Source organism: Pseudohaemophilus paraphrohaemolyticus (genome assembly GCF_003253115.1).
GTDB lineage: Bacteria > Pseudomonadota > Gammaproteobacteria > Enterobacterales > Pasteurellaceae > Haemophilus_A > Haemophilus_A paraphrohaemolyticus_A.
Genome location: NZ_QEQF01000001.1, coordinates 478,892 through 504,716 on the forward strand (window position 1 = coordinate 478,892; position 25,825 = coordinate 504,716).

Here is a 25,825-nt window from a genome sequence, read left to right on the forward strand (position 1 = left end):
GATGCTTCATTTGCTAAGAATGCAGTTGCTAAAAGTGCTAATGCTGTTTTTTCATTGTAAAATAAGGTTAGAACAAGCGGTTTGATTTTCCAAAATTTTTACAAAAAACCTCGCTAACTTTTTATTAGCGAGGTTTTTATTTAAAACGTGAAAGGTAAGACATTAGTCAAATTTGACCGTTTCTACTTTCCAAATTCTCTCCGCATACTCTTTAATCGTACGGTCAGACGAGAAGAAGCCCATATTGACGATGTTTTGGATCGTGCTTTCAATCCATTGATCGCGTTGTTTGTATTTCTCATCCACCGCATTTTGTGCTTCCACGTAGCTACGGAAATCCGCAAAGGCTTGGTAATAGTCGTGATATTGCAAGCCTTGCAATAATTGGTGATAGCGTTGTGGTTCGGCTGATGAGAATTTACCTTCGATGATTTGATCTACCACGGTACGTAATTGTGCATCATTTTGGTAGTATTCAAATGAACGATAGCCATCGCGACGAAGCTGTTCCACTTGTTCTACGGTGTTACCGAAGATAAAGATATGGTCTTCGCCCACGTTTTCCAAAATTTCTACGTTTGCCCCATCAAGCGTGCCAAGGGTTAATGCACCGTTAAGTGCAAATTTCATATTGCTGGTGCCTGATGCTTCAGTACCAGCAAGGGAAATTTGCTCTGAAATATCAGCTGCTGGAATAATCAACTGAGCAAGGCTCACGCTGTAGTTTGGGATGAACACCACTTTCAAGCGACCTTTCAAGCGTTCGTCGTTATTGATTACATTTGCCACATCATTGATGAGATGAATGGTTTGTTTGGCCGCGTAATAGGCTGAAGCCGCTTTACCCGCCAAGATGAACACGCGTGGTTGCCAATCTTTTTCTGGGTTCGCAAGCATTTCATTGTAGCGAGCGATAATGTGTAATACGTTCAACATTTGGCGTTTGTATTCGTGAATACGTTTTACTTGCACGTCAAATAACGCGTGCGGATCGAGCTCTACGCCCAATTCGCGTTTCACATATTCGGCTAATTTCACTTTATTCGCAAATTTGATGTCGGCAATCGCTTCTTTGAACACCTTTTCCTCTACGAATGGCTTGAGTTTTTCGATTTGGCTTAAATCGCAACGCCATTCTGAACCGATATATTTATCAAACAATGTGGCTAATTGTGGATTCGCCACGGCTAACCAACGACGCGGTGTGATACCGTTTGTTACATTGGTGAAACGTTCTGGGAAGATGCGTGCGAAATCGGCGAAAGTTGATGTGACCATCAAATCAGAGTGGATTTCTGCCACACCGTTGATTTTATGTGAGCCCACAACAGACAACCAGCCCATACGTACTTTGCGTTGGTAGCCTTCTTCGATAAGAGAAACACGGCGAATAAAATCGTTGTCGGTGGTCACATAAGTGCGAACATATTCTAAGAAGTGATCGTTAATTTCAAAGATCATTTGTAAATGGCGCGGTAAAATTTTCGCCATCATTTCTACCGGCCAAGTTTCTAACGCTTCCGACATTAACGTATGGCAGGTGTAAGAGAAAATATTACGCGTCATATCCCACGCTTTTTTCCACTCGAAACCTTCATCATCCACTAAAATGCGCATTAATTCTGGAATCGCTAATGCTGGGTGGGTGTCGTTTAAGTGGATCGCCACTTTGTCTGCCAAGTTTTCAAGGCTATCGTGCGTACGTTTGTGACGGCGTAAAATATCTTGCAATGAAGCCGAAACCAAGAAGTACTCTTGGCGTAAACGCAATTCTCGACCATTCCAAGTAGAATCATCAGGATAAAGTACGCGTGATAAGTTTTTATTTGCGGAGTGTTCTTCTAATGCTGCCAGGTGTTCACCGCGGTTAAAGTCTGCAAGATTAAATACTTCGCCTGCGTGTGCTGACCATAAACGTAAGGTTGCAGCTGAGTTATTGCGATAGCCTGGGATCATTTGGTCATAAGCAAGAGCAGTCACTTTTTCGGTATCTTGCCAAATGCATTTTTTACCTTCAAAGTGAATGTTACCGCCAAATTCTACGGTAAAACGTTTTGAAGGGCGGATAAATTCCCAAGGTGCACCTTTTTCAAGCCACGCATCTGGGCGTTCTACTTGCTGACCATTCTCGATTTTTTGGCGGAACATCCCATATTCATAACGAATCCCGTAGCCCATACCGGGTAAGCCTAAAGTGGCGATAGAATCCATAAAGCACGCCGCTAAACGTCCTAAGCCGCCGTTACCCAAGCCTGGATCGACTTCTTTTTCTAAAATTTCTTCCAAATCGACATTTAATTCAGATAAGGCTTCCTGTGCTAATCCGTAAATGCCTTCTGCGATCATTGCATTAGAAAGCGTACGCCCGATTAAAAATTCCATTGAAAGGTAGTACACACGGCGAGCATCTTCTGCTCGTGTTTGGCGAGCGGTGGTGATCCAGCCTTCGGTGACTAAATCACGCACGGCATGGAGTGTTGCGTTGAGCCAATCACGTTGGCTGGCTTCACACGGTGAACGACCGATTAAGAAAATCAGTTTATACACGATTGATTTTTTAATCGCTTCAACGGTCATTTCAGGACGATTGTATAGGAATGGAGAATCAAAGTTATCCATTATCATAGGTAAAACCTCTATTTGAATGTTAATAAATTATCAACGTAGGGTGTGTGAATTTGCAAAATTCACGCACGTTTGTAAAAAACAATAAAAATTTGACCGCTCTTTTCGTGCGTGAACCTTGTTCCCTCCTACAAAAGTGGTTCGAATTTTATGCTTATTTTGTCGAAAAACAAGCACAATCACACCGCTTGCAAAAGATTTTCTCACAAGCGGTGTGGTTCTTAAGGCAATTTGTAAATTCTACAAGCGTTCATAAAGTGTACGATACTGCTCTGCGGCTTTACGCCAGCTGAAATCTTGTTCCATCGCATCGGTACGAACCATTGCCCACGCTCTTGGTTTTTTCCAGATGGAGAACGCGTGTTGAAGGGCACGGCGTAAATCTTCTGCGGTTGCCTGTTCAAACACAAAACCTGTTGCGGTGCGGTTTTTGATGCTTTCGGACGTACTATCCACCACGGTGTCTGCCAAGCCACCTGTTTTACGAACTAGCGGTAAGGTGCCGTATTGCAAGCCGTAAAGTTGGGTTAAACCACAAGGCTCAAAACGACTTGGCATGAGAATCACATCACCGCCTGCCACCATTAAATGTGAAAGGGCTTCATCATAGCCGATTTTTACCGCAATATTTTCTGGATATTGGGTGGCAAGATCGCGAATGCCTTGTTCCAAGTGCGGTGCACCTGAACCTAAAATCATCAACTGACCGCCTTGTTTGACGATTTCATCTACACTTTCAATCAATAAATCCACGCCTTTTTGCTCGGTTAAACGGGTCACCATTACAAATGTCAACGCGGCTTCATCTTGTGGCAAATTGAAATACGCCTGCAATTCAGCTTTGTTTTTCTTTTTGCCTGCCATATATTTCAGCTTGTAATGGTGCGGAATATATTGATCCACGTTCGGATGCCAAATGTTTTCGTCCACTCCATTTAAAATGCCCACTAAACGCCCTTGGGCTTTTAAGCCTGAAAGCAAGCCTTGCAAGCCATAGGCAAATTCTGGTGTGGTAATTTCTTCCGCATAAGTTGGGCTAACAGCCGTGCTTGCATCAGAATAAAACAAGCCTGATTTTAAATAAGAAATTTGTCCGAATAACTCCAAACCGTCCACATTAAACATTCCCGCAGGCAAACCAATTTCATATAAATGATGATAAGAAAACTGACCTTGATACGCCAAGTTATGAATAGTAAAGACAGATTTTGCTGGTTTGCCTTTGTTGAACAAATAAGCTGCACAAAGCCCTGCGTGCCAGTCGTGAGCGTGTACCACTTCCGCACACCACCAGCTGTCTAAACCTGTAGCAAGCCCTGCCCCCACCCAACCGAGCAAGGCGAAACGTTTATAGTTGTCTCCGTAATCGTTGTAGTAGGCATCGTGATAAGGATTGCCTTCGCGACCATATAAGTGCGGTGCGTCAATCAAATAGATTCCGACACCGTTATATTCGCCATAACGCAATACCACGTGCCCTGCGAAGTTATCAAATTCCGCCACAACTTGGGTGTTTAGAATCCCTGCGGAAATGGCAGGATACGCTGGCAATAACACGCGAGCATCCAGCCCGATTTGGTTTTGTGCTTGGGGTAACGCCCCTAAAACATCGGCAAGCCCACCGGTTTTTAAGAGCGGATAGAGTTCCGAGCAAACGTGTAATATTTTCATTGAATTTTTTATTTTCCCTATAAATATGAATAACGCTCGATCAACCCCCTCTTTAGAAAAGAGGGGGGTTCAGAAAGAGCGGTCAATTTTCACCGCGTTTTTCCTAACTAATCCAAATGCCCATCTTCTTCAATTTCGTGTCCCTCAAGTTTCTTTAACATTTTCGGGGTCACAAGAATCACTTTGCCTGTTGAGCTAATGCGGAAGCGTTTTTTATCTTCTTCCATATTCACACCAATTTGCATACCGTCAGGAATTTCACATTCACGATCGATGATGCAATTTTTCAAGATGCAGTTTTTACCAATTTTCACTTGTGGCAACACTACACAGTGATCGACTTTTGAAAATGCATCAATTTTAATGCGGTCGAATAACACAGAATTGCTGATCGAAGCATCGGTAATCACACAACCACCGCCAATCAATGAGTTATCTACAGGGTGCACGTTAGAGTGTTTATAGAAGAATTTAGACGGATAAGCCTGAATCGGATTGCCACGAATTGGCCAGCTTTGGTCGTAAATATCTAATTGTGGATTTTCAGAGACTAAGTCGATATTGGATTGCCAGAAGCTATCAAGCGTCCCCACATCACGCCAGTAAATTTCGCCTTCAGTGTTGCGCCCCATGCAAGAGCGGCTGAATGGGTGAGCATAAAGAGTCTCTTCCGCTAAACATTTTGGTAACACATCTTTACCGAAGTCGTGGCTGGTGTTCGGAGTGCCAACTTCACGATCTAACATTTTGTAAAGATAATCCGCATCAAACACATAAATCCCCATTGAAGCAAGCGAAACATCAGGTTTGCCCACCATAGCTGGTGGATCTTTCGGTTTTTCCACGAAAGCTTTTACTTTCAAGTTTTCGTTCACTGCCATTACGCCAAATTCGTGTGCTTCAGAACGGGGCACTTCAATGCAACCTACGGTACATTTTGCACCGCTATTTACGTGATCCATCAACATCACGCTGTAATCTTGTTTGTAAATATGGTCGCCCGCTAAGATCAAAATATATTTCGGGCAATAGTGATTTTTAATAATAGCCATATTTTGATATACCGCATCTGCCGTACCGCGATACCAAGTGGAATCATCGATTTGTTGGCGAGCAGGTAGCATATCCACAAATTCGCCGCGTTCTTGTGGCAAGAAAGACCAACCTGTTTGCAAATGGCGAAGCAATGAGTGTGCAGCATATTGAGTCACCACGCCGATACGGTTTAAACCTGAGTTAATACAGTTAGAAAGTGCGAAGTCGATAATACGACGGTTGCCACCGAAATAAAGCGCAGGTTTTGCACGTTTATCTGTCAACTCGTGTAAGCGCGAACCGCGTCCACCTGCAAGAATAAGCACTAAAGTATTTTTGACCAAGTCATATTTGTTAAGGTCTCTCGCTTTCATAGGGATCTCCATAGTCTTTTGGTTATTCATTGCTCAATGCACAGAACCCCATCGAACATAGTTCAGCTTGCTGTGTATTGAGAGTTAAATGGTGTATGCCATTCAGGGGCGTCCATTCCCCTGCAGGTAGGCGAAATGCCTGCCCTTCGGCTTTGGCGTTAATCAATAAAAGCCAACGATTATCTAAAACTACCTGTAATGCTTTGGTTTCTCGATTTTGCCAATCTTCAACTGTCATCGGTTCGCCTGCAATGTTCAGCCATTGCACATTCTCGCCCGACCACCATTGATCTCGGTTTAAACTGCCCATTCTTTTGCGGAGTGCAATTGTTTGCTTGGTCAGTTCAAATAATACTGTGTTAAATTCTGCCCATTTTAGCCAAGTGATTTCGTTGTCTTGGCAATAGGCGTTGTTGTTGCCATATTGCGTGTTGCCGAACTCATCGCCCGCCAGCAACATTGGTGTACCATTGGCAAGCAGCAAGCTCATTAGCAAGCCCGTCTGGGCGAAAGTGCGCTCATATTCCACCGCACTTTTTTGCGGTTCAGAAAGGCTATCTGTTGAGCCTTCAATACCGTGGTTATAGCTGTAATTTTCGTTTCTGCCGTCGCGATTTTCTTCGCCGTTCGCTTCATTATGTTTTTGGTTGTAACTCACTAAATCTTTAAGCGTAAAACCATCGTGGGCAGTAATAAAATTAAGCGTTGTGTGTGGCAAGTGGTCATTTTTCTTGAACAAATCGCTAGAGCCTGCAAAGCGTTCCGCAAAGGCACCCACTTCGCCACTTTTCCACAACCAAAAACGGCATAAATCATCGCGGAAACGGTCGTTCCATTCAGCAAAGTAACTTGGGAATTGCCCCACTTGATAGCCGTAATACCCAATATCCCACGGCTCGGCAATCAGTTTCACATTCTGTAAGCTTGGATCGTTTTGAATGTCGGCAAAGAGCTGAGCCCGTGCATTAAAATCGGGTTTATCGCGTCCCAGTACGCTTGCCAAATCAAAGCGAAAACCATCAACGTGGCATTGTTCTACCCAATAACGCAGGCAATCTATCACCCATTTTCGCCCCACATCAGACGAGAGATTGAGCATATTGCCGCAGCCCGTCCAGTTGATGTAACGCCCTTGATCATTTCGCCAATAGTAGGTTTGATCATCAATCCCACGTTGACAGAAGGTCGGGTAATCTTGCTCCGATTCCGCGGAATGGTTGAACACCACGTCTAAAATCACTTCAATACCTGCCGCGTGAAAGGCTTTGACCATCGCTTTAAATTCCGCCAACGGATTGTCAGTTGCCGCATATTTCGGCTCGGCAGCGAACATCGCAAGCGGGTTATATCCCCAATAGTTTTGCAAATTTTTTTCTTGCAAATGTGGCTCATCCACAAAGAAATTTACGGGCAACAATTCCACCGCCGTCACGCCCAACTCCTGTAAATAGGCAAGATTGACAGGGTGTGCTAAGCCTGCATAAGTTCCACGTAAGGCGGCAGGAATTTTCTCATTGAGCTGGCTAAAGCCCTTAACGTGCAATTCATACACGATGGTTTCCGCCCAAGGCGTGTTCGGGGTTGGATCGTTTTCCCAATCAAAATCTTCCGAAATAATGACCGCTCTTGGAGCAAGATGGGCGTTGTCGCGATTATCCGAAAGTAAGAACCACGCACGGCTTTCTTCCGTGCTTAAATCAGGCTTGCTACTCACCGCTTTGGCATAAGGATCGAGCATTAATTTCTGCGGATTGGCAAATTCGCCGTGAATACGAAAACCATACTGCGTGCCGACCTGTACACCCGCCACAGCCAAATGCCAAGTGTTATTAGTACGCACCATCGGCAAACGGGTTTCTTGGTTTTGTTCGTCAAACAGGCAAAGTTCTACGCCTGTAGCCGCAGCGGAAAACAGGGCGAAATTGGTAATTTGCACGTCGTTTTCGACCGCTTGCATAGAGCCGAATGAGGTTGGGGTGCCATTGTTGTAAATCGTAAACATATTTCGTAGGGTGTGTGGATTGGAACAATCCACGCACGAAAATTAAAAATGGATCATTGCAGTGTGCGTGAAACGTTGTTTCACACACTCTACCCTTTAAATTTCAAATACACCGTCGCCAACGGCGGAATGCTTACCGAAATCGAATTTTCGCGTTCGTGGCTTTCAATGGCTTCACTTTGTACTGTGCCGAAATTCCCCACGTTTGAACCTTCGTAATACATTGAATCGGTGTTCAAAATTTCTTCGTAGCAGCCTGCCACATTCACGCCAATGCGGTAATCGTGACGTGGCACAGGGGTGAAGTTGCTGATCACGATAATTCGTTCATCGTCTGAGCTTCTGCGTTCAAAGGCGAATACCGAGTTTTGGGCATCGTCCACCACCAACCAATCGAAGCCTTCCGGCGAGTTATCCAGCTCAAAGAGCGGTCGATTTTGTTGGTAAATTCGGTTGAGATCCTTCACCAGTTTCAACACGCCTTTGTGCCAACCACCGCCGATGTTTTCATCGAGCAAGAACCAGTCGAGGCTTTCTTCGTAGTTCCATTCTCGACCTTGGGCGAACTCGTTGCCCATAAAGAGCAATTTTTTGCCTGGGTAGCCCCACATATAGCCGTAATAAGCACGTAAGTTAGCAAATTTTTGCCATGCGTCTCCCGGCATTTTATCGAGGAGCGAATATTTGCCATGTACCACTTCATCATGGGAAAGCGGCAGCACGAAGTTTTCGCTGTATTGGTACACCATCCCGAAGGTCATTTTGTTGTGGTGGTATTGGCGATAAATCGGGTCGAGCTTCATATAAGCGAGGGTGTCATTCATCCAGCCCATATTCCATTTGAAATTGAAACCCAAACCGCCGTTTTCGCTTGGGTGGGTTACACCAGCAAACGAAGTGGACTCTTCCGCAATAGAAATCGCACCTGCCATTTCACTGTGAATTTTCCAGTTGGTGTGTTTTAAAAACTCAATAGCTTCTAGATTTTCACGTCCGCCATATTGGTTGGGAATCCATTCGCCTTCGGCACGACTGTAATCGCGATAAATCATTGAAGCCACAGCATCCACGCGAATGCCATCTACGCCAAAACGTTCGAGCCAGTAAAGGGCGTTGCTGGAAAGGAAGTTTTTCACTTCGTTGCGTCCGTAGTTGTAAATTAGCGTGTTCCAGTCTTGGTGGTAGCCTTCTCGTGGGTCGGCATGTTCGTAAAGGGCCGTGCCGTCAAAATTACTCAAGCCGTGGGTATCACTTGGGAAATGCCCTGGCACCCAATCTAAAATTACGTTGATGCCTGCTTCGTGAGCACGTTTTACTAAACGGCGAAATGCTTCAGGCGAGCCAAAACGACTGGTTGGAGAATAAAGTCCAAGTGGTTGATAACCCCAAGAACCATCAAACGGAAATTCAGAAAGTGGTAAAAATTCAATGTGGGTAAAACCCATCTCTTTTACATAAGGAATTAATTCATCAGCAATTTGATCGTAATCTAACCAAAAATTATTTTCTAAATTACGACGCCAAGAGCCTAAATGCACTTCATAAATAGAAATCGGTTGGTTCGCTTGGTTGGCTTTTTTGCGGGCTTTGGTCATTTCCACAACATTCGGCAAGGCACTGATTTGTGAAGCCGTATCAGGGCGAAGTTGCGAACTGAACGCATAAGGATCGGCTTTCAAACGTAAGTTGCCGTGGCAATCAATTAATTCAAATTTATAAAGCTGACCGAGGCTCGCTTTCGGCAGGAACAGCTCCCACACACCGCTTTTCGGGTGAAAACGCATCGGATGGCGGCGACCGTCCCAATAGTTGAAATCGCCCACGATGGAAACCCGTTTCGCATTCGGTGCCCACAAACGGAAATTTACCCCACTCACACCATCACATTCCATAAAATGTGCACCAAGCACTTCATACGGGCGAATCATCGAACCTTCAGCAAGTAGCCATTGCTCTAAATCGTCAATCATCGGATGGAAGCGGTAAGGGTCTTCCACAATCTGCACATCGTGCCCCCAATGCACTTCAAGCTGATAAATAAAAAACTCACGGCAATTCGATACTACGCCCGCAAAGAAACCGCGATCGTCCAAGCGGTCTAATTCTGTGATGGTTTTACCACTTTCACGTGCAATCACTTTTACTTGATTGGCATCGGGTAACAAGGCTCGGATTTCAATACCACGGTCTGTTTCGTGCATACCGAGCACGGAAAAAGGATCAGAATGGGTTGCATCAAAAAAATCATCAATAACAGATTGGGCAATGAGTTGAGTCATAAAAACCTCACAATAGACGAGTGGCATGAACAAAAAACACGATAGGGATGAAAGGGAAGATAGAAATGAAGGCAAGCAGTCAAGTTTTGCCAAAATATTGCAAAAGGTTGAGAAACCTTGCCTTCATTGGTTGGCGGTTGTTGAGCAAACAAGCATGACGAAAACGTTTGCTTAAAAGAACCAGAAAAAGAGAACCCGCCTTCCTCATCAAGTGGTTTTGTGGAAATATCCCTATCAAAAAATGTGCTTTCCAATGTCATGCGTTTAAAAACTTACCAATTTTTAGTTAATTTGCATTCTAGGCTTAAACAAAATAAATACAACGACTTTTGTCAAAAAGCGTGATCTCTGTCAAGAAATTTCTGGAATATCATATAAAATTTCGGTATAGATTGCTATTCACGCCAATCACAATATAATGAAACTATTTTGACTTTAGAAAATGACAGAAAAATCAGAAAAAATGGAACAAAAATCCCCTTTAATAGCCCTCGTGGCTGGCGAGGTGTCGGGCGATATTTTAGGTGCTGGTTTAATCAATGCCCTGAAATTGCACTATCCTAATGCCCGCTTTATTGGCGTGGCAGGCGAGCAGATGAAAAAAACTGGTTGCGAGACGCTATTTGATATGGAAGAACTTTCCGTGATGGGCTTGGCAGAAGTGTTGAAGCATCTACCTCGCTTACTAAAACGCCGTAAGCAAGTGATTGAAACGATGCTTGAAATGAAACCCGATGTGTTTATCGGCATTGATGCCCCAGATTTTAACCTTACGGTCGAGGAAAAGCTCAAGGCAAACGGCATCAAAACGATTCACTATGTTAGTCCTTCTGTTTGGGCGTGGCGACAAAATCGGGTACATAAAATCAAACGTGCGACTGATTTAGTGTTAGCATTTTTACCGTTCGAAAAAGCTTTTTACGATAAATTTGACACCCCTTGTCGTTTTATCGGGCACACCATGGCAGATGCGATTGCCTTAAAACCTAACCGAACAGAAGCCTGTGAAAAGCTCGGTTTAGATGAAAGCAAACGTTATGTGGCTATTTTGATGGGTAGTCGAGGCAGTGAAATCCAATTCTTGGCAGAGCCTTTTTTGAAAACCGCTCAACTGTTAAAAGAGAAGCATCCAGATTTGGAATTTCTTGTGCCGATGGTGAATGAAAAACGGCAAGCACAGTTAGAAGAGATTAAAGAAAATATTGCCCCAGAATTGGACCTGCATATTTTACAAGGGCAAGCTCGCCAAACGATGATCGCTGCAGAATGTACGTTACTCGCTTCTGGTACGGCAGCATTAGAAGCAATGCTCTGTAAATCGCCGATGGTGGTGGGGTATAAAATGAAACCACTGACCTATTGGCTTGCGAAAAAATTGGTCAAAACCGAGTATATCTCTTTGCCAAATTTACTTGCAAATGCACCGCTTGTCCCAGAGATGATTCAAGAAGAGTGTAATCCTGATAACCTTGCATGGTCGCTCAATCACTATTTGAGCAATGATGTAGAGAGTTTAAAACAAAAAAATGAACTCAAGCACCGTTTTACAGACTTACATAAACTGATCCAATGCGATGCCGATACACAGGCAGCACAAGCTGTGGTGGATGTGTTGGAACAAAAATAACAAGCGGTCAAATTTATTCATTATTTTACAAATTAACAAAGGAACCCATTCAATGTGGAAAGATATTTTACTTAACTACGGCATTTTCTTATTAGAACTTCTCACTATCTTCGGCGTAGTTGCTGTGATTGTGATGATTATTTTAGAAAGCAAAAAGCATCCAGAAAACGGCACAATCGTGCTAACTGATTTTTCTGAAAAATATAAAGAACAGAAAGAATCGCTTGAAGCTTTTTTCCTTAGCGGAGAAGAGCTAAAACAAAAAGAGAAAGCCGAGAAAAAAGAGGCAAAAGCGAAAGCAAAAGCTGAGAAAAAACGTTTAAAAGAGGGTGAAGAAAAACCTGCCGAAGAGCAAAAATCTCGCTTATTTGTGCTTGATTTTAATGGTGATGTGCACGCTCACGCCGTGAGTGCTTTACGCCGTGAGATTACCGCAGTGCTTTCGATTGCGAAACCAGAAGATGAAGTGCTGCTGAAACTTGAAAGCCCTGGTGGTGTGGTACACGGATATGGCTTAGCGGCATCGCAGTTACAACGCTTGCGTGAGCGTAATATTCCACTCACCGTAGCTGTCGATAAAGTTGCTGCAAGTGGAGGCTATATGATGGCGTGTGTGGCGAATAAAATTGTTTCTGCACCTTTTGCTATTATCGGTTCTGTGGGCGTAGTGGCTGAAGTGCCAAACATTCACCGCTTGCTCAAAAAACACGATGTCGATGTAGATGTAATGACGGCGGGTGAATTTAAACGCACCGTGACTTTTATGGGTGAAAACACCGAAAAAGGCAAACAAAAATTCCAACAAGAATTAGAAGAAACTCACGAATTATTCAAACAATTTGTGCGTGAAAACCGTCCACAATTAGATATTGAAAAAATTGCAACGGGTGAGCACTGGTTCGGCAAGCAAGCGCTTGAACTGAATTTGATTGATGAGATTTCAACGAGCGATGATTTGCTTGTGAAAGCAGTTGAAAACAAAGAAATTATTGAAATCAAATATAAAGAGAAGAAAAATCTGACCAAACGCATTGGCTTACAGATGGAGGAGTCGATTGGTAATGTGATTACTAAGCTCTTGAATAAACGAGTGGATGTGATGTAAATAAAAAAGCGAGGAAATGATGATTTCATTACCTCGCTTGTTTTTTATTTTATATGCCTAGTCTTAGATTACCCCGCCCTTCTCGCCTCAATCACATCATCAAGCAGTGTAATGCGAGCTAAGATTTTATTCAGCATTGCCACATTATTCATCTGAATTTCCATATTGATAATTGCAAGGCTTCGTTTGGCATCAATACGGCTAGCAACACTTAATACATTGACTTTCTCGTTTGCCATAATTGCACTCACATCACGCAGTAAACCATTACGGTCGTTGGCAATAATACGAATGGTAAGACTTAAGCCTTCGCCAGCATAACTTCCCCATTGAGCTTCTACCACACGACTTGGGTTAAGGCTTTGCAATTCAAATAGCTGTTCACAATCGGCTTTGTGGATTGAAATGCCTCGTCCTTGTGTAATATAGCCGACAATTGGATCACCGGGAATCGGTTGGCAGCAGCGTGCAATGGAGTGCATCAAGTTACCCACGCCTTCAATAATTACTTGTCCGTTTTTGGCTTTATGGTGCGTATTCTTATTGAGCTGTTTCAGTACTGCTTCATCTTCTTGCTCAGCAGTTGGTTTAATTAAACGACTTTGCAAATAGTGGCTAAGCTGGTTGAGTTTAATATCGCCACCGCCAATACCTGCATAAAGATCATCCATCTGTTTTAGGTTGTAACGTGGCAATGCATAAGCTTCAATTTGCTTGTGCGTTAAACCTAATTTCACCATTTCCGCTTCAAGAGCTTCGCGTCCTATTGGAATATTTTTCTCACGATCCAGTTTTTTGAACCATGCAATAATCTTGGAACGTGCTTTTGAAGTATTCACAAAGCCCGTATTTGGATTAAGCCAGTCGCGACTTGGATTCGGTTGTTTTTGAGTAATAATTTCAACTTGATCGCCCATTTTTAAATGATAGGTAAATGGCACAATTTTACCCGCCACTTTCGCTCCAATACAACGGTGCCCAATTTCGCTGTGAATCGCATAAGCAAAATCTAGTGGCGTTGCATCTTTTGGTAAATCAATTACCTCGCCACGTGGGGTAAAGACATAAACGCGGTCATCAAACACTTGTGAACGCATTTCATCGACCACATCGCCAGAGTCAGCAATATCATTTTGCCATGCCAAGAGTTTACGCAACCAAACGATTTTCTCTTCATAGCCTGAACGTCCTGCGGTTGCTCCCTCTTTATATTTCCAGTGAGCAGCTACGCCAAGTTCAGCATCATCATGCATTTTTTGCGTACGAATTTGTACTTCAATAGGCTTATCACCTTTACCCAGCACCACAGTATGAATCGATTGATAGCCATTGGGTTTAGGTTGAGCAATATAGTCATCAAAATGTTCTGGCAGGTGTTTATATTGGGTATGAATAATACTCAGCGCTGTGTAGCAATCTTCCAATTTAGGGACGATCACGCGTACAGCACGAATATCGAACAGTTGATTAAAACGCAGATTTTTCTTCTGCATCTTTTTCCAAATGCTATAAATATGTTTCGGGCGGCCATAAACCTGCACTTCACCTAAATCTTCTTTGAGTGAAGCGGTCAAATCTGCCACAAAATTTGCAATATATTTTTCACGATCTACACGGCGTTCGCCAAGATCAAATTTTGCTATTTGACGATAGCATTGTGGATGCAGTGCACGGAAGCAGTAATCTTCAAGCTCCCATTTCAATTGCCCAATGCCCAAACGATTGGCAAGAGGTGCATACACATGCGAGCACTCTTTTGCCGCAAGTACAATATCTTCTTCGCTATAACGATTTTTAGTTCTGAGATAAGTGATGCGTTCGGCAAGTTTGATAACCACGCAGCGGAAATCATCCACCATTGCCAACAGCATACGGCGAATATTGTCGATTTGCAGATCAGAGGCAGAATTAGAAGAGAGTTGACGGATATTTTCCATCTCCAACACGCCTTTTACTAAGTTTTTGACGTGGTTGCTGAAATCTTCTTTGACTTGCACAAGGTCAATAATATTACCTTTAACCAGTGGGAAAAGCATTGCCGCAACAAGACTATCATCATCCATATTCAAGCCATAGAGAATTTCTGCCATTTCGATGCCATCCCACATCAATTCGTATTGAGAGGGCTCTAGTTTTTCTTGTGAATATTGCCACGCATTCTGCAATTTATTGAAGGTAACAGGAGACATATGCAACGACTCACTCCAACCAGCGAGTTCAAATGTTGCAGGGTTAAGTTCGTGAGAGTGTCGAATAGCTACCATAAAACCTCCATTGTGATGCAGAGCGTAAACGTATTAGGTTGCACTCCATTATAGCCTAAAATGGGTTGAAAAAAAGAACAAAAAATAGTAAAAAGTTGAGGTTTCTGTAGGGATAAAAAAAGGAAATTTTTTTGCTTTTCTACTTCTAATGCAAAATAACTATTCTCATTTAGCCTATCTAAATGAGAATTCTTATTGTTTAAACTTATCAAAAATAAAAAATTGTTAGAAAAAAACTATTAAAAACACTTGATTACTTTTTCAACCTTGTTATACTTACTCTCGTTTTAAGGGGAGAATTTTTTCTGCCCTTCGTTACATTTAGATTTCTAAATGAAAGTATCACTCATTTACATTTTCATAATATTTAGCTAGGAGTAAAAATGTTACAGCAATCTATCATTGATAAACTCAATGAACAAATCAACTTAGAGTTCTATTCATCAAACGTATATCTTCAAATGTCTTCTTGGTGTTCAAAACACGGTTTTGCAGGTGCAGCAACGTTCTTACTTCGCCACGCAGATGAAGAATTAGAGCATATGCAAAAATTATTCGACTACGTTTGTGAAGCGGGGGCAACACCATTATTAGGCAAAATCGAAGCACCACGTAAAGAATATGCTTCATTAAAAGAGTTATTCGACATCGTGTTAGACCACGAAAAACACGTTACCGCTAAAATCAACGAATTAGTGGAAGTGACTTTCGCAGCGAAAGATTACTCAACTTTCAACTTCCTACAATGGTATGTGGCTGAACAGCACGAAGAAGAAAAACTCTTCAATGAAATTTTAGATAAATTCGTGGTGGCAGGTGAAAGCAATAAATCACTTTACTTCATCGACAAAGACTTAGAAACCTTAGATCAAGGAGCAGAATAATGTTATCGCAAAATATCATCAAATACTTAAACGACCAATTAAACTTGGAATTCTATTCTTCTAACGTGTATCTTCAAATGTCAGCTTGGGCAGATAACAACGGCTTCCCAGGTGCGGCAAAATTCTTAAAAGCACACGCAACGGAAGAAATGGAACATATGCGTCGTTTATTCACTTATTTAAACGAAACAGGTGCATTAGCTGAAATCTATGCAATCGAAGCGCCACAAGCAGAATATGATTCATTAAAATCATTGTTCGAAATCGTATTAGAGCACGAAAAACACGTAACGTCTAAAATCAATGAATTGGTTGAAGTGACTTTTGATGCGAAAGATTACTCATCATTCAACTTCTTACAATGGTACGTAGCAGAACAGCACGAAGAAGAGTTCTTATTCAACTCTATCTTAGACAAGTTCCGCCTATTAGGTGAAGATGGTAAATCTTTATACTATATTGATAAAGATTTAGAACAAATGGCTGCGGCGCATTAATTTGCTCGTAGGGGGTGAGGATTGAAAATTCACTCACCTTTATTATGCAATGCGTGCGTAGACCTACGGTTCACCCTCTACTAACCAAACGCCTCAAGCGGTTGATTTTTCATAGCATTTTACAAATCGTTATGAAAAATTGACCGCTTGTTTTATGAATTTACAAGCAATCGTTTGCTTATTAAAGAGGGATTCTGTAAAATTCGCCCTAATTTTTTCTACATTAGAGGTCTTTATGTCTTTATTTAATTTTGAAGAACGTGGCTCAAACGTTCGTCAAGAGGTGATTGCAGGATTAACTACATTCCTTGCAATGGTTTATTCTATTTTTGTTGTGCCTGGAATGTTAAGCCAAGCAGGCTTCCCTGCTGAATCGGTGTTTATCGCAACCTGCTTAGTGTCAGGGTTAGGCTCAATCTTAATCGGCTTATGGGCAAACGCACCAATGGCAATCGGTAGTGCAATTTCTTTAACTGCATTTACCGCTTTCAGCTTAGTGTTAGGTCAAGGCATTTCGATTCCCGTGGCACTGGGTGCCATCTTCTTAATGGGGGTTGTATTTACCCTTATTTCAGTAACAGGCGTTCGCTCTTGGATCTTGCGCAACCTGCCATCTAGCATCGCTCACGGTGCAGGTATCGGTATCGGTTTATTCCTTCTATTGATTGCGGCAACTAACGTAAAATTAGTCATTAACAGTGGCATTGATATTCCTGTGAAAATGGGCGAATTTACCTCATTTCCTGTAATGATGTCACTACTTGGCTTGGCTGCAATCGTGGGTTTAGAACGCTTAAAAGTAAAAGGCTCAATCCTTTGGGTAATCATTGTGATCACTATCATCGGTTTGATTTTTGATCCGAACGTAAAATATTCTGGTTTCTTTAAAATGCCAAGTTTTGGCGAAAACTCATTATTCTTGGAATTAGATGTAATGGGTGCATTAAATGCGGCAATTTTACCTGTAGTATTCGCATTAGTGATGACGGCAATTTTCGATGCAACTGGGACAATCCGTGCCGTTGCGGGTCAAGCAAATTTATTAGATAAAGATGGTCAAATCTTAAATGGTGGTCGTGCTTTAACCTCTGATTCATTAGGCTCAGTGTTATCAGGCTTATTCGGCACTGCACCAGCCGCAGTTTATATCGAATCAGCTGCAGGTACTGCAGTTGGCGGTAAAACAGGTTTAACCTCAGTAGTGGTGGGTATCGGTTTCTTATTGATGCTTTTCTTCCAGCCATTAGCAGGTTTAGTACCAAGCTATGCAACCGCACCAGCATTAATGTATGTAGGCTTATTGATGTTAAGCAACGTATCAAAATTAGATTTTGATGACTTCGTTGGTGCAATGTCTGGCTTAGTGTGTGCAGTATTTATTGTACTTACCGCTAACATCGTGACTGGTATTATGCTAGGTTTCGCAACCTTAGTGATTGGTCGCACTATCTCTGGCGAGTTCAACAAATTAAACATCGGCACAGTGATTATTGCGATTGTGTTAGTTGCATTCTATGCGTTAGGGTTAGCGATTTAATTTATATATCCCTCTAAAAATAAGAATCTGCATCTTAAAAATTAGATTAAATTCTAATCTGATAAGATGCAGATTTTTTATGATTAAATATTGTCAATTCTTTGTATAACAACCTTATTATTTAAATCTAGAATATGTAAAAATGAACAGATTGGAGAAACCAGATAAACTAGATTAAGATTAAGCTTTAATCATTCATTTAATATAAAAGCCTATGAAAACCATCGTCATCAAATTCGGTACAAGCACCTTAACCCATGGCGGTAAAAGCCTTAGCCGTCCTTATATGTTGGAGCTTGTTAAGCAAATTGCACAGCTTCACAAACATCATCGTGTTATTGTTGTGACCTCTGGTGCAGCCGCTGCAGGACGGGATTATTTAGGACATCCTGAACTAGCAAAAACGCTTGCTTATAAACAGATGCTTGCTGCGGTTGGACAAAGCCAGTTAATCCGCACTTGGGAAAATCTTTTTGATATTTATGGTATCAATATCGGGCAAATTCTCTTGACCCGTGCTGATATTGATGATCGTGAACGTTTCTTAAATGCTCGTGATACGCTGAATGCTTTGCTTGAGCAGAAAATTATTCCTGTTATCAATGAAAACGACACCGTGGCAACCGAAGAATTTAAAGTAGGTGATAACGACAATTTATCAGCCTTAGTTGCTATTTTAGCTCAAGCCGATCAGCTCTATTTATTAACCGATCAAGAAGGTTTATTCACGGCCGATCCGCGTAAAGATCCAAGTGCAACTTTACTTTCTGTGGTTGAAAAAATCACACCAGAAATTCGCCAAATTGCGGGCGGAAGCTCAACTGGTCTTGGCACAGGCGGAATGAGCACTAAAATTATTGCTGCTGATATTGCAACCCGTTCAGGTGTAGAAACCATTATAGCCTCAGGTTCGCGTGAAAATGTTTTGGTAGATTTAGCCAATGGACAAGCGATTGGTAGCAAATTTTTGGTACAATCCGACTGCTTGGAAGGGCGTAAGCAGTGGCTTTTTGCTGCACCGCAAGTAGGAAGTATTGTGGTTGATAAAGGAGCTGAAACCGCATTATTGCAACACAAATCGCTCTTACCTGTTGGGATTTTAGAAGTCAAAGGTGAGTTTGCTCGCGGTGAATTGGTCAAAGTATTCAACACCGAAGGGAAACCTCTGGCACTTGGCTTGGTTCGCTACGGTGATGAGGCTTTACGCCGTATTAAAGGACAAAAATCAGCTGAAATTGAGCACTTGCTCGGCTATGAATTTGGTACGGTGGCAATTCATAGCGATGAAATGGTCGTTTATTAGGAAAATCTATGGAACTTGGATTTGATGTAATCGCAATGCTTTTTGGCGTTGCGACTGTTGCAGGTTTTATTGACGCAATTGCGGGCGGTGGCGGGCTATTGACCATTCCCGCCTTGCTTTCCACTGGCTTACCACCTGCGGTTGCATTGGGCACGAATAAATTGCAAGCTTGCGGAGGTTCATTCTCAGCTTCGCTCTATTTTGTTCGCAAAAAAGCGGTCGATTTAAAACAGGTTGCACTGCTGATTTTGCTAACATTTATAGGTGCAGCTCTCGGCACGATAGTGGTACAAAATATTGATGTGAATGCATTGAAAATCGGCTTACCTTTTCTGATTTTTTCTATCGGCATCTATTTTTTATTTAGCCCAAACATTGGCGATCAAGATCGCAAACAACGCATCAGCTACCCGCTGTTCGGCTTTACGGCGGGAATGGGATTAGGCTTTTACGATGGCGTTTTCGGACCTGCAGTAGGCTCATTTTATACACTCGCTTTCGTGCTTTTACTTGGATTTAACCTCACCAAAGCGGTTGCTCATGCTAAAGTGTTGAATTTCACCTCTAACTTTGCATCGCTACTTTTCTTCATTTTTGGCGGTGCCGTGCTCTGGAAAATTGGTTTCATTATGCTTATTGGGCAATTTATTGGTGCCACTTTTGGGGCGAGAATGGTGGTAAATAAAGGCAAAAAACTAATTCGCCCAATGTTAGTGACACTTTCGTTTATAATGGTCGCAAAAATGCTCTATGAACAAGGATTTTTTGGATAATGAACCAAGCAAAACGTGTTGAAATTTTAACAAGATTGCGGAATGAAAACCCGCATCCTACCACTGAATTAAATTACTCCTCACCTTTCGAATTACTGATTGCGGTAATTCTTTCCGCACAAGCTACAGATAAAGGTGTGAACAAAGCAACAGATAAACTTTTCCCCGTTGCTAATACACCCAAAGCGATTTTAGCCTTGGGTGTTGATGGCTTAAAAGAGTACATTAAAACCATAGGGCTATTTAATAGCAAAGCGGAAAATATCATTAAAACGTGCCGTGATTTGATTGAAAAACATAATGGCATTGTGCCTGAAGATCGTGAGGCATTAGAAGCACTAGCAGGCGTTGGGCGAAAAACGGCTAATGTAGTGTTGAATACCGCATTTGGGCATCCAACTATCGCGGTTGATACGCATATTTTCCGTGTTTCGAACCGCACAGGTTTTGCCCCTGGAAAAAATGTCGTGGAAGTCGAGAAGAAGCTCTTGAAAGTGGTGCCCGATGAGTTTAAAGTCGATGTACATCACTGGCTGATTTTACACGGTCGCTACACCTGTATTGCTCGTAAACCGCATTGTGGCTCGTGTATCATTGAAGATTTATGTGAATATAAAGAGAAGACGGATATTTAATTTTTTAAAATTGTTTACCACAAAAAGGCGGTCTGTTTTATAGGAAAGTTTCCAGCTTTCTAGTAAAATACCGCCTTTTGATTTTTACAGAGTATTTAATAATTTTATGATTAGTGTGTTTGATATGTTTAAAGTAGGGATTGGTCCTTCTAGTTCTCATACCGTTGGCCCAATGAAAGCCGCGAAACAGTTTGTCAATGAATTGATTGCTTGCAAATTATTACCTAAAACTAACCGCTTGGAAGCCCATATTTATGGCTCACTTTCACTCACTGGCCGTGGGCATAACACTGACATTGCTGTAGTAATGGGCTTAATGGGCTATTTGCCAGATAATGTGGATATTGAAAGTATTGAGCCAACCATTGAGCAAATCAAACAAACGTATCAGCTTCATTTAGCCGAAGCGGATAGTGCAAATACACATACCATCAATTTTGATTTCTATAAGGATATGCCATTCCACTACGACTTTCTGCCTCGCCACGAAAATGGGATGACGCTTAAAGCGTTCAATGCGGATGAGCTACTTTTCGAAAAAACATTTTATTCGATTGGCGGTGGGTTTATTGTCGATGATGAACATTTTGGCGAAACGGCTCAAAATGAAGTGCAAGTTCCTTTTCCATATCAACATGCCGACGATCTGTTAAAACATTGCCGTGAGCAAGGTTTACCGCTTTCAAGCCTGATGTGGAAAAATGAGTTAGCGCTGCGTTCAAAAGAAGAAGTAGAGCGCTATCTTGCTCATATTTGGCAGGCAATGGAAGCCTGTATTCAGCGTGGCTTGCATACTGAAGGCTTGTTGCCGGGTTCTCTAAAAGTGGTTCGCCGAGCAGCATCACTGCGTCGAAGTTTGGAAGCGAATAGTAAATTCAACCAAGACCCAATGCAAATTATCGACTGGGTTAATATGTTTGCCTTAGCAGTAAATGAAGAAAATGCAGCGGGTGGACGAGTGGTTACTGCACCAACAAATGGTGCTTGTGGTATTGTCCCTGCTGTGTTGGCTTATTATCAGCAATTTATCGCCCCACTTAACCAAGAAACCATAGAGCGTTATTTGTTAGCAACCAGTGCGATTGGCTCGTTATATAAAATGAATGCCTCAATTTCAGGGGCAGAAGTGGGTTGTCAAGGCGAAGTGGGGGTAGCTTGTTCAATGGCAGCAGCGGGCTTAACCGAAATTATGGGTGGTACACCAGATCAGGTTTGCATTGCAGCAGAAATTGCAATGGAACATAACCTAGGCTTAACTTGCGATCCTGTAGGCGGACAAGTGCAAGTGCCTTGTATTGAACGTAATGCGATTGCAGCAGTTAAAGCTATCAACGCCAGCCGAATGGCATTACGCCTCACAACACAGCCGCGAGTCACGCTTGATAAAGTCATCGAAACAATGTACGAAACAGGCAAAGATATGAACGCCAAATACCGTGAAACTTCAACAGGTGGCTTGGCGATCAAAATTTTGCCGTGTGATTAGTTTTATACGACTTAAATGAGGTTTTAACCAACATTTTTGTCTACTATGTCTATAACATAAGCGGTCTATTTCTTTAAGCATTTTGCAAAATCTTAAAAGAAATAGACCGCTTGTTTATTCAGAATGAATTACTTCAATTCTCTCGCCCCTAAATTATCTACTTTACAGATATGAATAAATCCTTCGTTGTTTTGAAGGTATTCTTTTTCTAAGTAGGCTTCCAGTTTTTGAGCGTGTTCCAAATCTGGCGCAATCGCAAACATCGTTGGACCTGAGCCAGAAATGCCAACTGCTAATGCGCCGAGATCTTTACAACCTTGACGAACGGTTGGGAAGTTTGGCAGTAAGTTTTCGCGATAAGGTTCAGCGATTAAATCTTTCATCATCACAGCAGCCAATATATCTTGGTGTGTGTGGCAAGCATGGACGAATGAGCCTAAATAACGAGCTTGTTGGATCATATCTTGGCGGGTGTAATTTTTCGGTAAAATCGCACGCGCTTCAGCGGTTGAAACTTCAATGCCAGGGTAGGCAAGTACCCAATACCATTCATCAAAGAAAGGTAACGGCTGGCAGATATTGCCGAGCGACTGGGTCATTAATTGCAAACCGCCTAAGTAGCATGGTGCAACGTTGTCGTAGTGGATTGAACCTGAAATGCGTCCCTCCAATTCTCCCATCATCTCCAATAATTCCATTTTTGAAAATGGCTCATCATGGAATTTGTTGAGTGCAACTAACGCAGCCACAATCGAACATGCACTTGAACCTAAGCCCGAACCGATTGGCATATTCTTTTCGAGCGTTAAGCGTAAATTTTTCACTCTGCCACCGCGTAATTTAAAGCGTTCGCTGAAAAGTACATAAGCCTGATAAACGATGTTTTTTTGCGGTTCTTTTGGTAATTTGCGAACGAAATAACCGACACTTTCAAGCTCAAATAGCTGATCGCAATCTTCAATTTGCACCACATCGCCCAATAAAGAGCCGTTAATTGGCGAAATAGCAGCCCCTAGAGAGTCAAAACCTACACTAATATTTGCACTCGAAGCGGGCGCATAAATGCGTAATGTTGTCATTATTGTGCTCCTCCGTGCAGGGTACGTAAAATATCTGCGAAGATACCCGCAGCCGTTACGCTATTGCCCGCACCGTAACCACGTAATAAGAGTGGAATTGGGCTGTAGTAACGAGTGAAGAATGCTAGAGCGTTTTCGCCATTTTTCACTTTGTAAAGTGGATGTTCAGAATCGACCGATTCAATCGCGACACGGCATTTGCCATTTGCGATAGAACCAACATAACGGAGTACTTTGCCTTCCACTTTTGCAGCTTCAATGCGTTTGTTGAATTCTGCATCAAGCTCTGGCAATACTGATAAAAATTCTTCTTTATTCATGCCTTCCGAGAAACCTTGTGGCAATACACCTTCCACTTCAATGTCTTCGAACTCAAGCGCTAAGCCCATTTCGCGCGCTAAAATCAACAATTTACGTGCTACATCCGCACCCGATAAATCATCACGCGGATCAGGTTCAGTAAAGCCTTTTTCTTTTGCGAGTAAGGTGGCTTCTGAAAGGCTTAAGCCTTCTTCTAATTTACCGAAAATAAACGAGAGTGAGCCAGATAAAATTCCTTCGAATTTCTCTACTTCATCGCCTGCGGCAAGCAAATTTTGTAAGTTTTCAATAACCGGTAAGCCTGCTCCTACGTTTGTTTCGTATAAGAATTTATGCTGACTTTGGCGAGCATTTTCACGCATTTCTTGGTAGTAAGCGTAGCTTGAGGTGTTCGCTTTTTTGTTTGGTGTCACCACGTGGAAGCCTTCTTTTAACGCACGAGCATAAAGATTTGCCACAGATTGTGCTGAGGTACAATCTACAAACACAGGGTTTACCACGTGATGTAATTTGATGAATGAGAGCAACACATCAAAATCTGATGGCTGTGTTGCATTTTCTAAATCTTGTTGCCAGTTATCTAAATTTAAACCGTTTTCATTGAGTAACATTTTATCTGAGTTTGCTAATGCACATACTCGGATTTCAATATCCTTCTTTGCAAGGAACTCTTTTTGTTGTTTCACTTGTTCAATCAATGAGCCGCCAACGCCCCCCACGCCAACAAGGAACATATCCACCACTTTTTTATTGCTGAATAAGCGTTTATGCGTTGCTTTTACCGCTTCAATTGCTTTATTTAATGGCACAACCGCAGAGATAGAACGTTCAGAAGAACCTTGGGCGATTGCTACGATGCTGATATTTGCTTGAGCAAGAGCCGAGAAGAAACGGGCTGCGATCCCTTTTGCAGTACGCATACCATCACCCACCACAGAGACGATAGAGAGATCTTTGATGATATCGATTGGATCGAGCAAGTTTTCTGTTAATTCTGGGGCAAATTCTGCATTTAACGCTGCAAGGGCTTTTTCTGCTGATTTTGCAGGCACACAGAAACTGATGCTGTATTCGGAAGAAGATTGAGTGATTAAAATAACTGAAATGCCCGCTTTCGACATTGAAGAGAACACGCGAGAAGCCATCCCTACCATACCTTGCATTCCTGCACCAGACACATTGAACATCGCCACATTATCAAGGTTGGTAATGCCTTTTACTTTTAAGCCATCATCAGAGATATTGCCGTCAATGTAAGTTCCCTTGCCGGATGGATTACCTGTGTTTTTGATTAAACATGGAATATTGAGCGGCACAAGCGGTCCGATTGTGCGAGGGTGAATCACTTTCGCCCCGAAGTAAGAAAGCTCCATCGCCTCTTGGTAGCTCATCGATTCTAAGCAGATTGCATCAGGTACTAAACGTGGATCGCAAGTATAAACGCCGTCTACGTCCGTCCAAATTTCACAACATTCTGCGTTTAAACAAGCTGCTAAACAAGCCGCAGAGTAGTCTGAGCCATTACGACCTAACAACACTAATTCGCCTTTTTCATTACCTGCCGTAAACCCAGCCATTAACACGATATTTTTCTTCGGAATTGCGTTAGCATCAACACGTTTAGTTGATTCCTCAATATCCACAGAAGATTCTAAATAGCTACCCAAAGCGAGTAATTTTTCAACAGGGTTGATGTTAGTGACTTCATAACCTTTAGCCTCAAACCACGCTTGCATCATCGCAATTGAAAGCTTTTCACCACGACAGTGAATCGTTGCTGCCACAGAATCTGGAAGAGACTTACTTTGTGCAGCTTCTTGAGCAACGCCTTGGATTTGTTTAAGTTCAGCTTCAACTAATGCTAATAAACCTTCACGATCAACCTTATTATTTACTGCATGTAATCCATTGATAATATTGTGGAAAATGGCTGTTGCTTCAGAAAGGTTTTGTTCAAAAGATTCGCCAGCAATCGCTTTATCAACGATGGCGACTAAATGATTGGTAATTTTAGCGGGAGCAGAAAGCACACCTGCCGCCTGAGATTTTAAATGTGCCTTTTCGATGATGTCCGCCGCTTGCATAAAGCGCTCTGGATTTGCAAGCGATGTGCCTCCGAATTTAAGAACTCGCATAGTTTCTCCTGAATGATAAAAGAATGATGTTGTAAATTTTCCTACAAAAAAGCCCGCTTGTAGCGGGCTTTTCTTGGTTGATTTTAGCAATACTGACCCGCACTACACGAAGATGGTAATGATCGTAATCATGGTAGTCATCATTGCTTGAGTATTCATAAATTAGCTATTTGATTTAGCGTGAAAGATAGGT

Annotated in this window: 18 protein-coding genes; 10 read left to right on the forward strand and 8 right to left on the reverse strand. The window is 42.2% G+C overall.

The window, feature by feature from the left end:
• Positions 1-162 precede the first annotated feature (162 nt).
• The 5 genes from DPV92_RS02070 to glgB all read right to left on the reverse strand — a co-directional run bounded on the left by DPV92_RS02070 (position 163) and on the right by glgB (position 9,986).
• Positions 163-2,625 carry a glycogen/starch/alpha-glucan phosphorylase gene (locus DPV92_RS02070; RefSeq protein ID WP_111353440.1) on the reverse strand — a complete coding sequence of 821 codons (2,463 nt, stop codon included), beginning with the start codon at positions 2,623-2,625 and terminating at the stop codon, positions 163-165.
• A gap of 240 nt (positions 2,626-2,865) precedes the next feature.
• On the reverse strand, positions 2,866-4,296 hold the full coding sequence (gene glgA, locus DPV92_RS02075; RefSeq protein WP_111353441.1) for a glycogen synthase GlgA: 1,431 nt from the start codon (positions 4,294-4,296) through the stop codon (positions 2,866-2,868).
• Between the two features lie 107 nt (positions 4,297-4,403).
• A complete protein-coding gene (gene glgC / locus DPV92_RS02080; RefSeq protein ID WP_111353442.1) occupies positions 4,404-5,705 on the reverse strand; it encodes a glucose-1-phosphate adenylyltransferase in 1,302 nt (433 codons plus the stop codon).
• 22 nt (positions 5,706-5,727) lie between these two features.
• Positions 5,728-7,707 (reverse strand): glycogen debranching protein GlgX, encoded by a 1,980-nt coding sequence (glgX, locus tag DPV92_RS02085; protein WP_111353443.1) that lies wholly within the window; start codon positions 7,705-7,707, stop codon positions 5,728-5,730.
• An 89-nt stretch (positions 7,708-7,796) separates the two neighbouring features.
• A complete protein-coding gene (gene glgB, locus DPV92_RS02090) occupies positions 7,797-9,986 on the reverse strand; it encodes a 1,4-alpha-glucan branching protein GlgB (protein WP_111353444.1) in 2,190 nt (729 codons plus the stop codon).
• A gap of 25 nt (positions 9,987-10,011) precedes the next feature.
• Between glgB and DPV92_RS09805 the strand changes: the two genes are divergently transcribed.
• The 3 genes from DPV92_RS09805 (at position 10,012) to sohB (ending at position 12,718) form a co-directional block, all read left to right on the forward strand.
• Positions 10,012-10,161 carry a hypothetical protein gene (locus DPV92_RS09805; RefSeq protein WP_192574164.1) on the forward strand — a complete coding sequence of 50 codons (150 nt, stop codon included), beginning with the start codon at positions 10,012-10,014 and terminating at the stop codon, positions 10,159-10,161.
• A 288-nt stretch (positions 10,162-10,449) separates the two neighbouring features.
• Positions 10,450-11,613 carry a lipid-A-disaccharide synthase gene (lpxB, locus tag DPV92_RS02095; protein WP_111353582.1) on the forward strand — a complete coding sequence of 388 codons (1,164 nt, stop codon included), beginning with the start codon at positions 10,450-10,452 and terminating at the stop codon, positions 11,611-11,613.
• A 52-nt stretch (positions 11,614-11,665) separates the two neighbouring features.
• The gene (sohB, locus tag DPV92_RS02100) at positions 11,666-12,718 is read left to right on the forward strand and encodes a protease SohB (protein ID WP_111353445.1); all 1,053 of its coding nucleotides are present in this window, start codon (positions 11,666-11,668) and stop codon (positions 12,716-12,718) included.
• A 68-nt stretch (positions 12,719-12,786) separates the two neighbouring features.
• Here the strand turns inward: sohB and relA are convergent, their stop codons facing one another.
• Positions 12,787-14,982 carry a GTP diphosphokinase gene (gene relA, locus DPV92_RS02105; RefSeq protein ID WP_111353446.1) on the reverse strand — a complete coding sequence of 732 codons (2,196 nt, stop codon included), beginning with the start codon at positions 14,980-14,982 and terminating at the stop codon, positions 12,787-12,789.
• 383 nt (positions 14,983-15,365) lie between these two features.
• Here relA and ftnA (DPV92_RS02110) point away from each other — a divergent pair, with 383 nt between their 5' ends.
• The 7 genes from ftnA (DPV92_RS02110) (at position 15,366) to DPV92_RS02140 (ending at position 22,097) form a co-directional block, all read left to right on the forward strand.
• Positions 15,366-15,866, forward strand: coding sequence for a non-heme ferritin (ftnA, locus tag DPV92_RS02110; RefSeq protein WP_005708467.1), 501 nt, complete (start codon positions 15,366-15,368; stop codon positions 15,864-15,866).
• Entirely contained in the window at positions 15,866-16,363 is a 498-nt protein-coding gene (gene ftnA, locus DPV92_RS02115; protein WP_005708582.1) for a non-heme ferritin, read from the forward strand. Before ftnA (DPV92_RS02110) ends, ftnA (DPV92_RS02115) begins: the two co-directional genes overlap by 1 nt.
• 235 nt (positions 16,364-16,598) lie before the next feature.
• Positions 16,599-17,900 (forward strand): NCS2 family permease, encoded by a 1,302-nt coding sequence (locus tag DPV92_RS02120; protein WP_111353447.1) that lies wholly within the window; start codon positions 16,599-16,601, stop codon positions 17,898-17,900.
• Positions 17,901-18,114: 214 nt separating this feature from the next.
• Entirely contained in the window at positions 18,115-19,203 is a 1,089-nt protein-coding gene (proB, locus tag DPV92_RS02125; RefSeq protein WP_111353448.1) for a glutamate 5-kinase, read from the forward strand.
• 8 nt (positions 19,204-19,211) lie between these two features.
• Positions 19,212-19,976, forward strand: a complete 765-nt coding sequence (locus DPV92_RS02130; protein ID WP_111353449.1) for a TSUP family transporter — start codon at positions 19,212-19,214, stop codon at positions 19,974-19,976.
• Positions 19,976-20,611 carry an endonuclease III gene (gene nth / locus DPV92_RS02135; protein ID WP_111353450.1) on the forward strand — a complete coding sequence of 212 codons (636 nt, stop codon included), beginning with the start codon at positions 19,976-19,978 and terminating at the stop codon, positions 20,609-20,611. The genes DPV92_RS02130 and nth overlap by 1 nt, the downstream gene beginning before the upstream one ends.
• Before the next feature lie 106 nt (positions 20,612-20,717).
• A complete protein-coding gene (locus DPV92_RS02140; RefSeq protein ID WP_111353451.1) occupies positions 20,718-22,097 on the forward strand; it encodes an L-serine ammonia-lyase in 1,380 nt (459 codons plus the stop codon).
• 128 nt (positions 22,098-22,225) lie between these two features.
• Here the strand turns inward: DPV92_RS02140 and thrB are convergent, their stop codons facing one another.
• Both thrB and thrA read right to left on the reverse strand, forming a co-directional pair.
• Positions 22,226-23,176 (reverse strand): homoserine kinase, encoded by a 951-nt coding sequence (thrB, locus tag DPV92_RS02145; RefSeq protein WP_111353452.1) that lies wholly within the window; start codon positions 23,174-23,176, stop codon positions 22,226-22,228.
• On the reverse strand, positions 23,176-25,632 hold the full coding sequence (gene thrA / locus DPV92_RS02150; protein WP_111353453.1) for a bifunctional aspartate kinase/homoserine dehydrogenase I: 2,457 nt from the start codon (positions 25,630-25,632) through the stop codon (positions 23,176-23,178). Before thrA ends, thrB begins: the two co-directional genes overlap by 1 nt.
• Between the last annotated feature and the right edge of the window lie 193 nt (positions 25,633-25,825).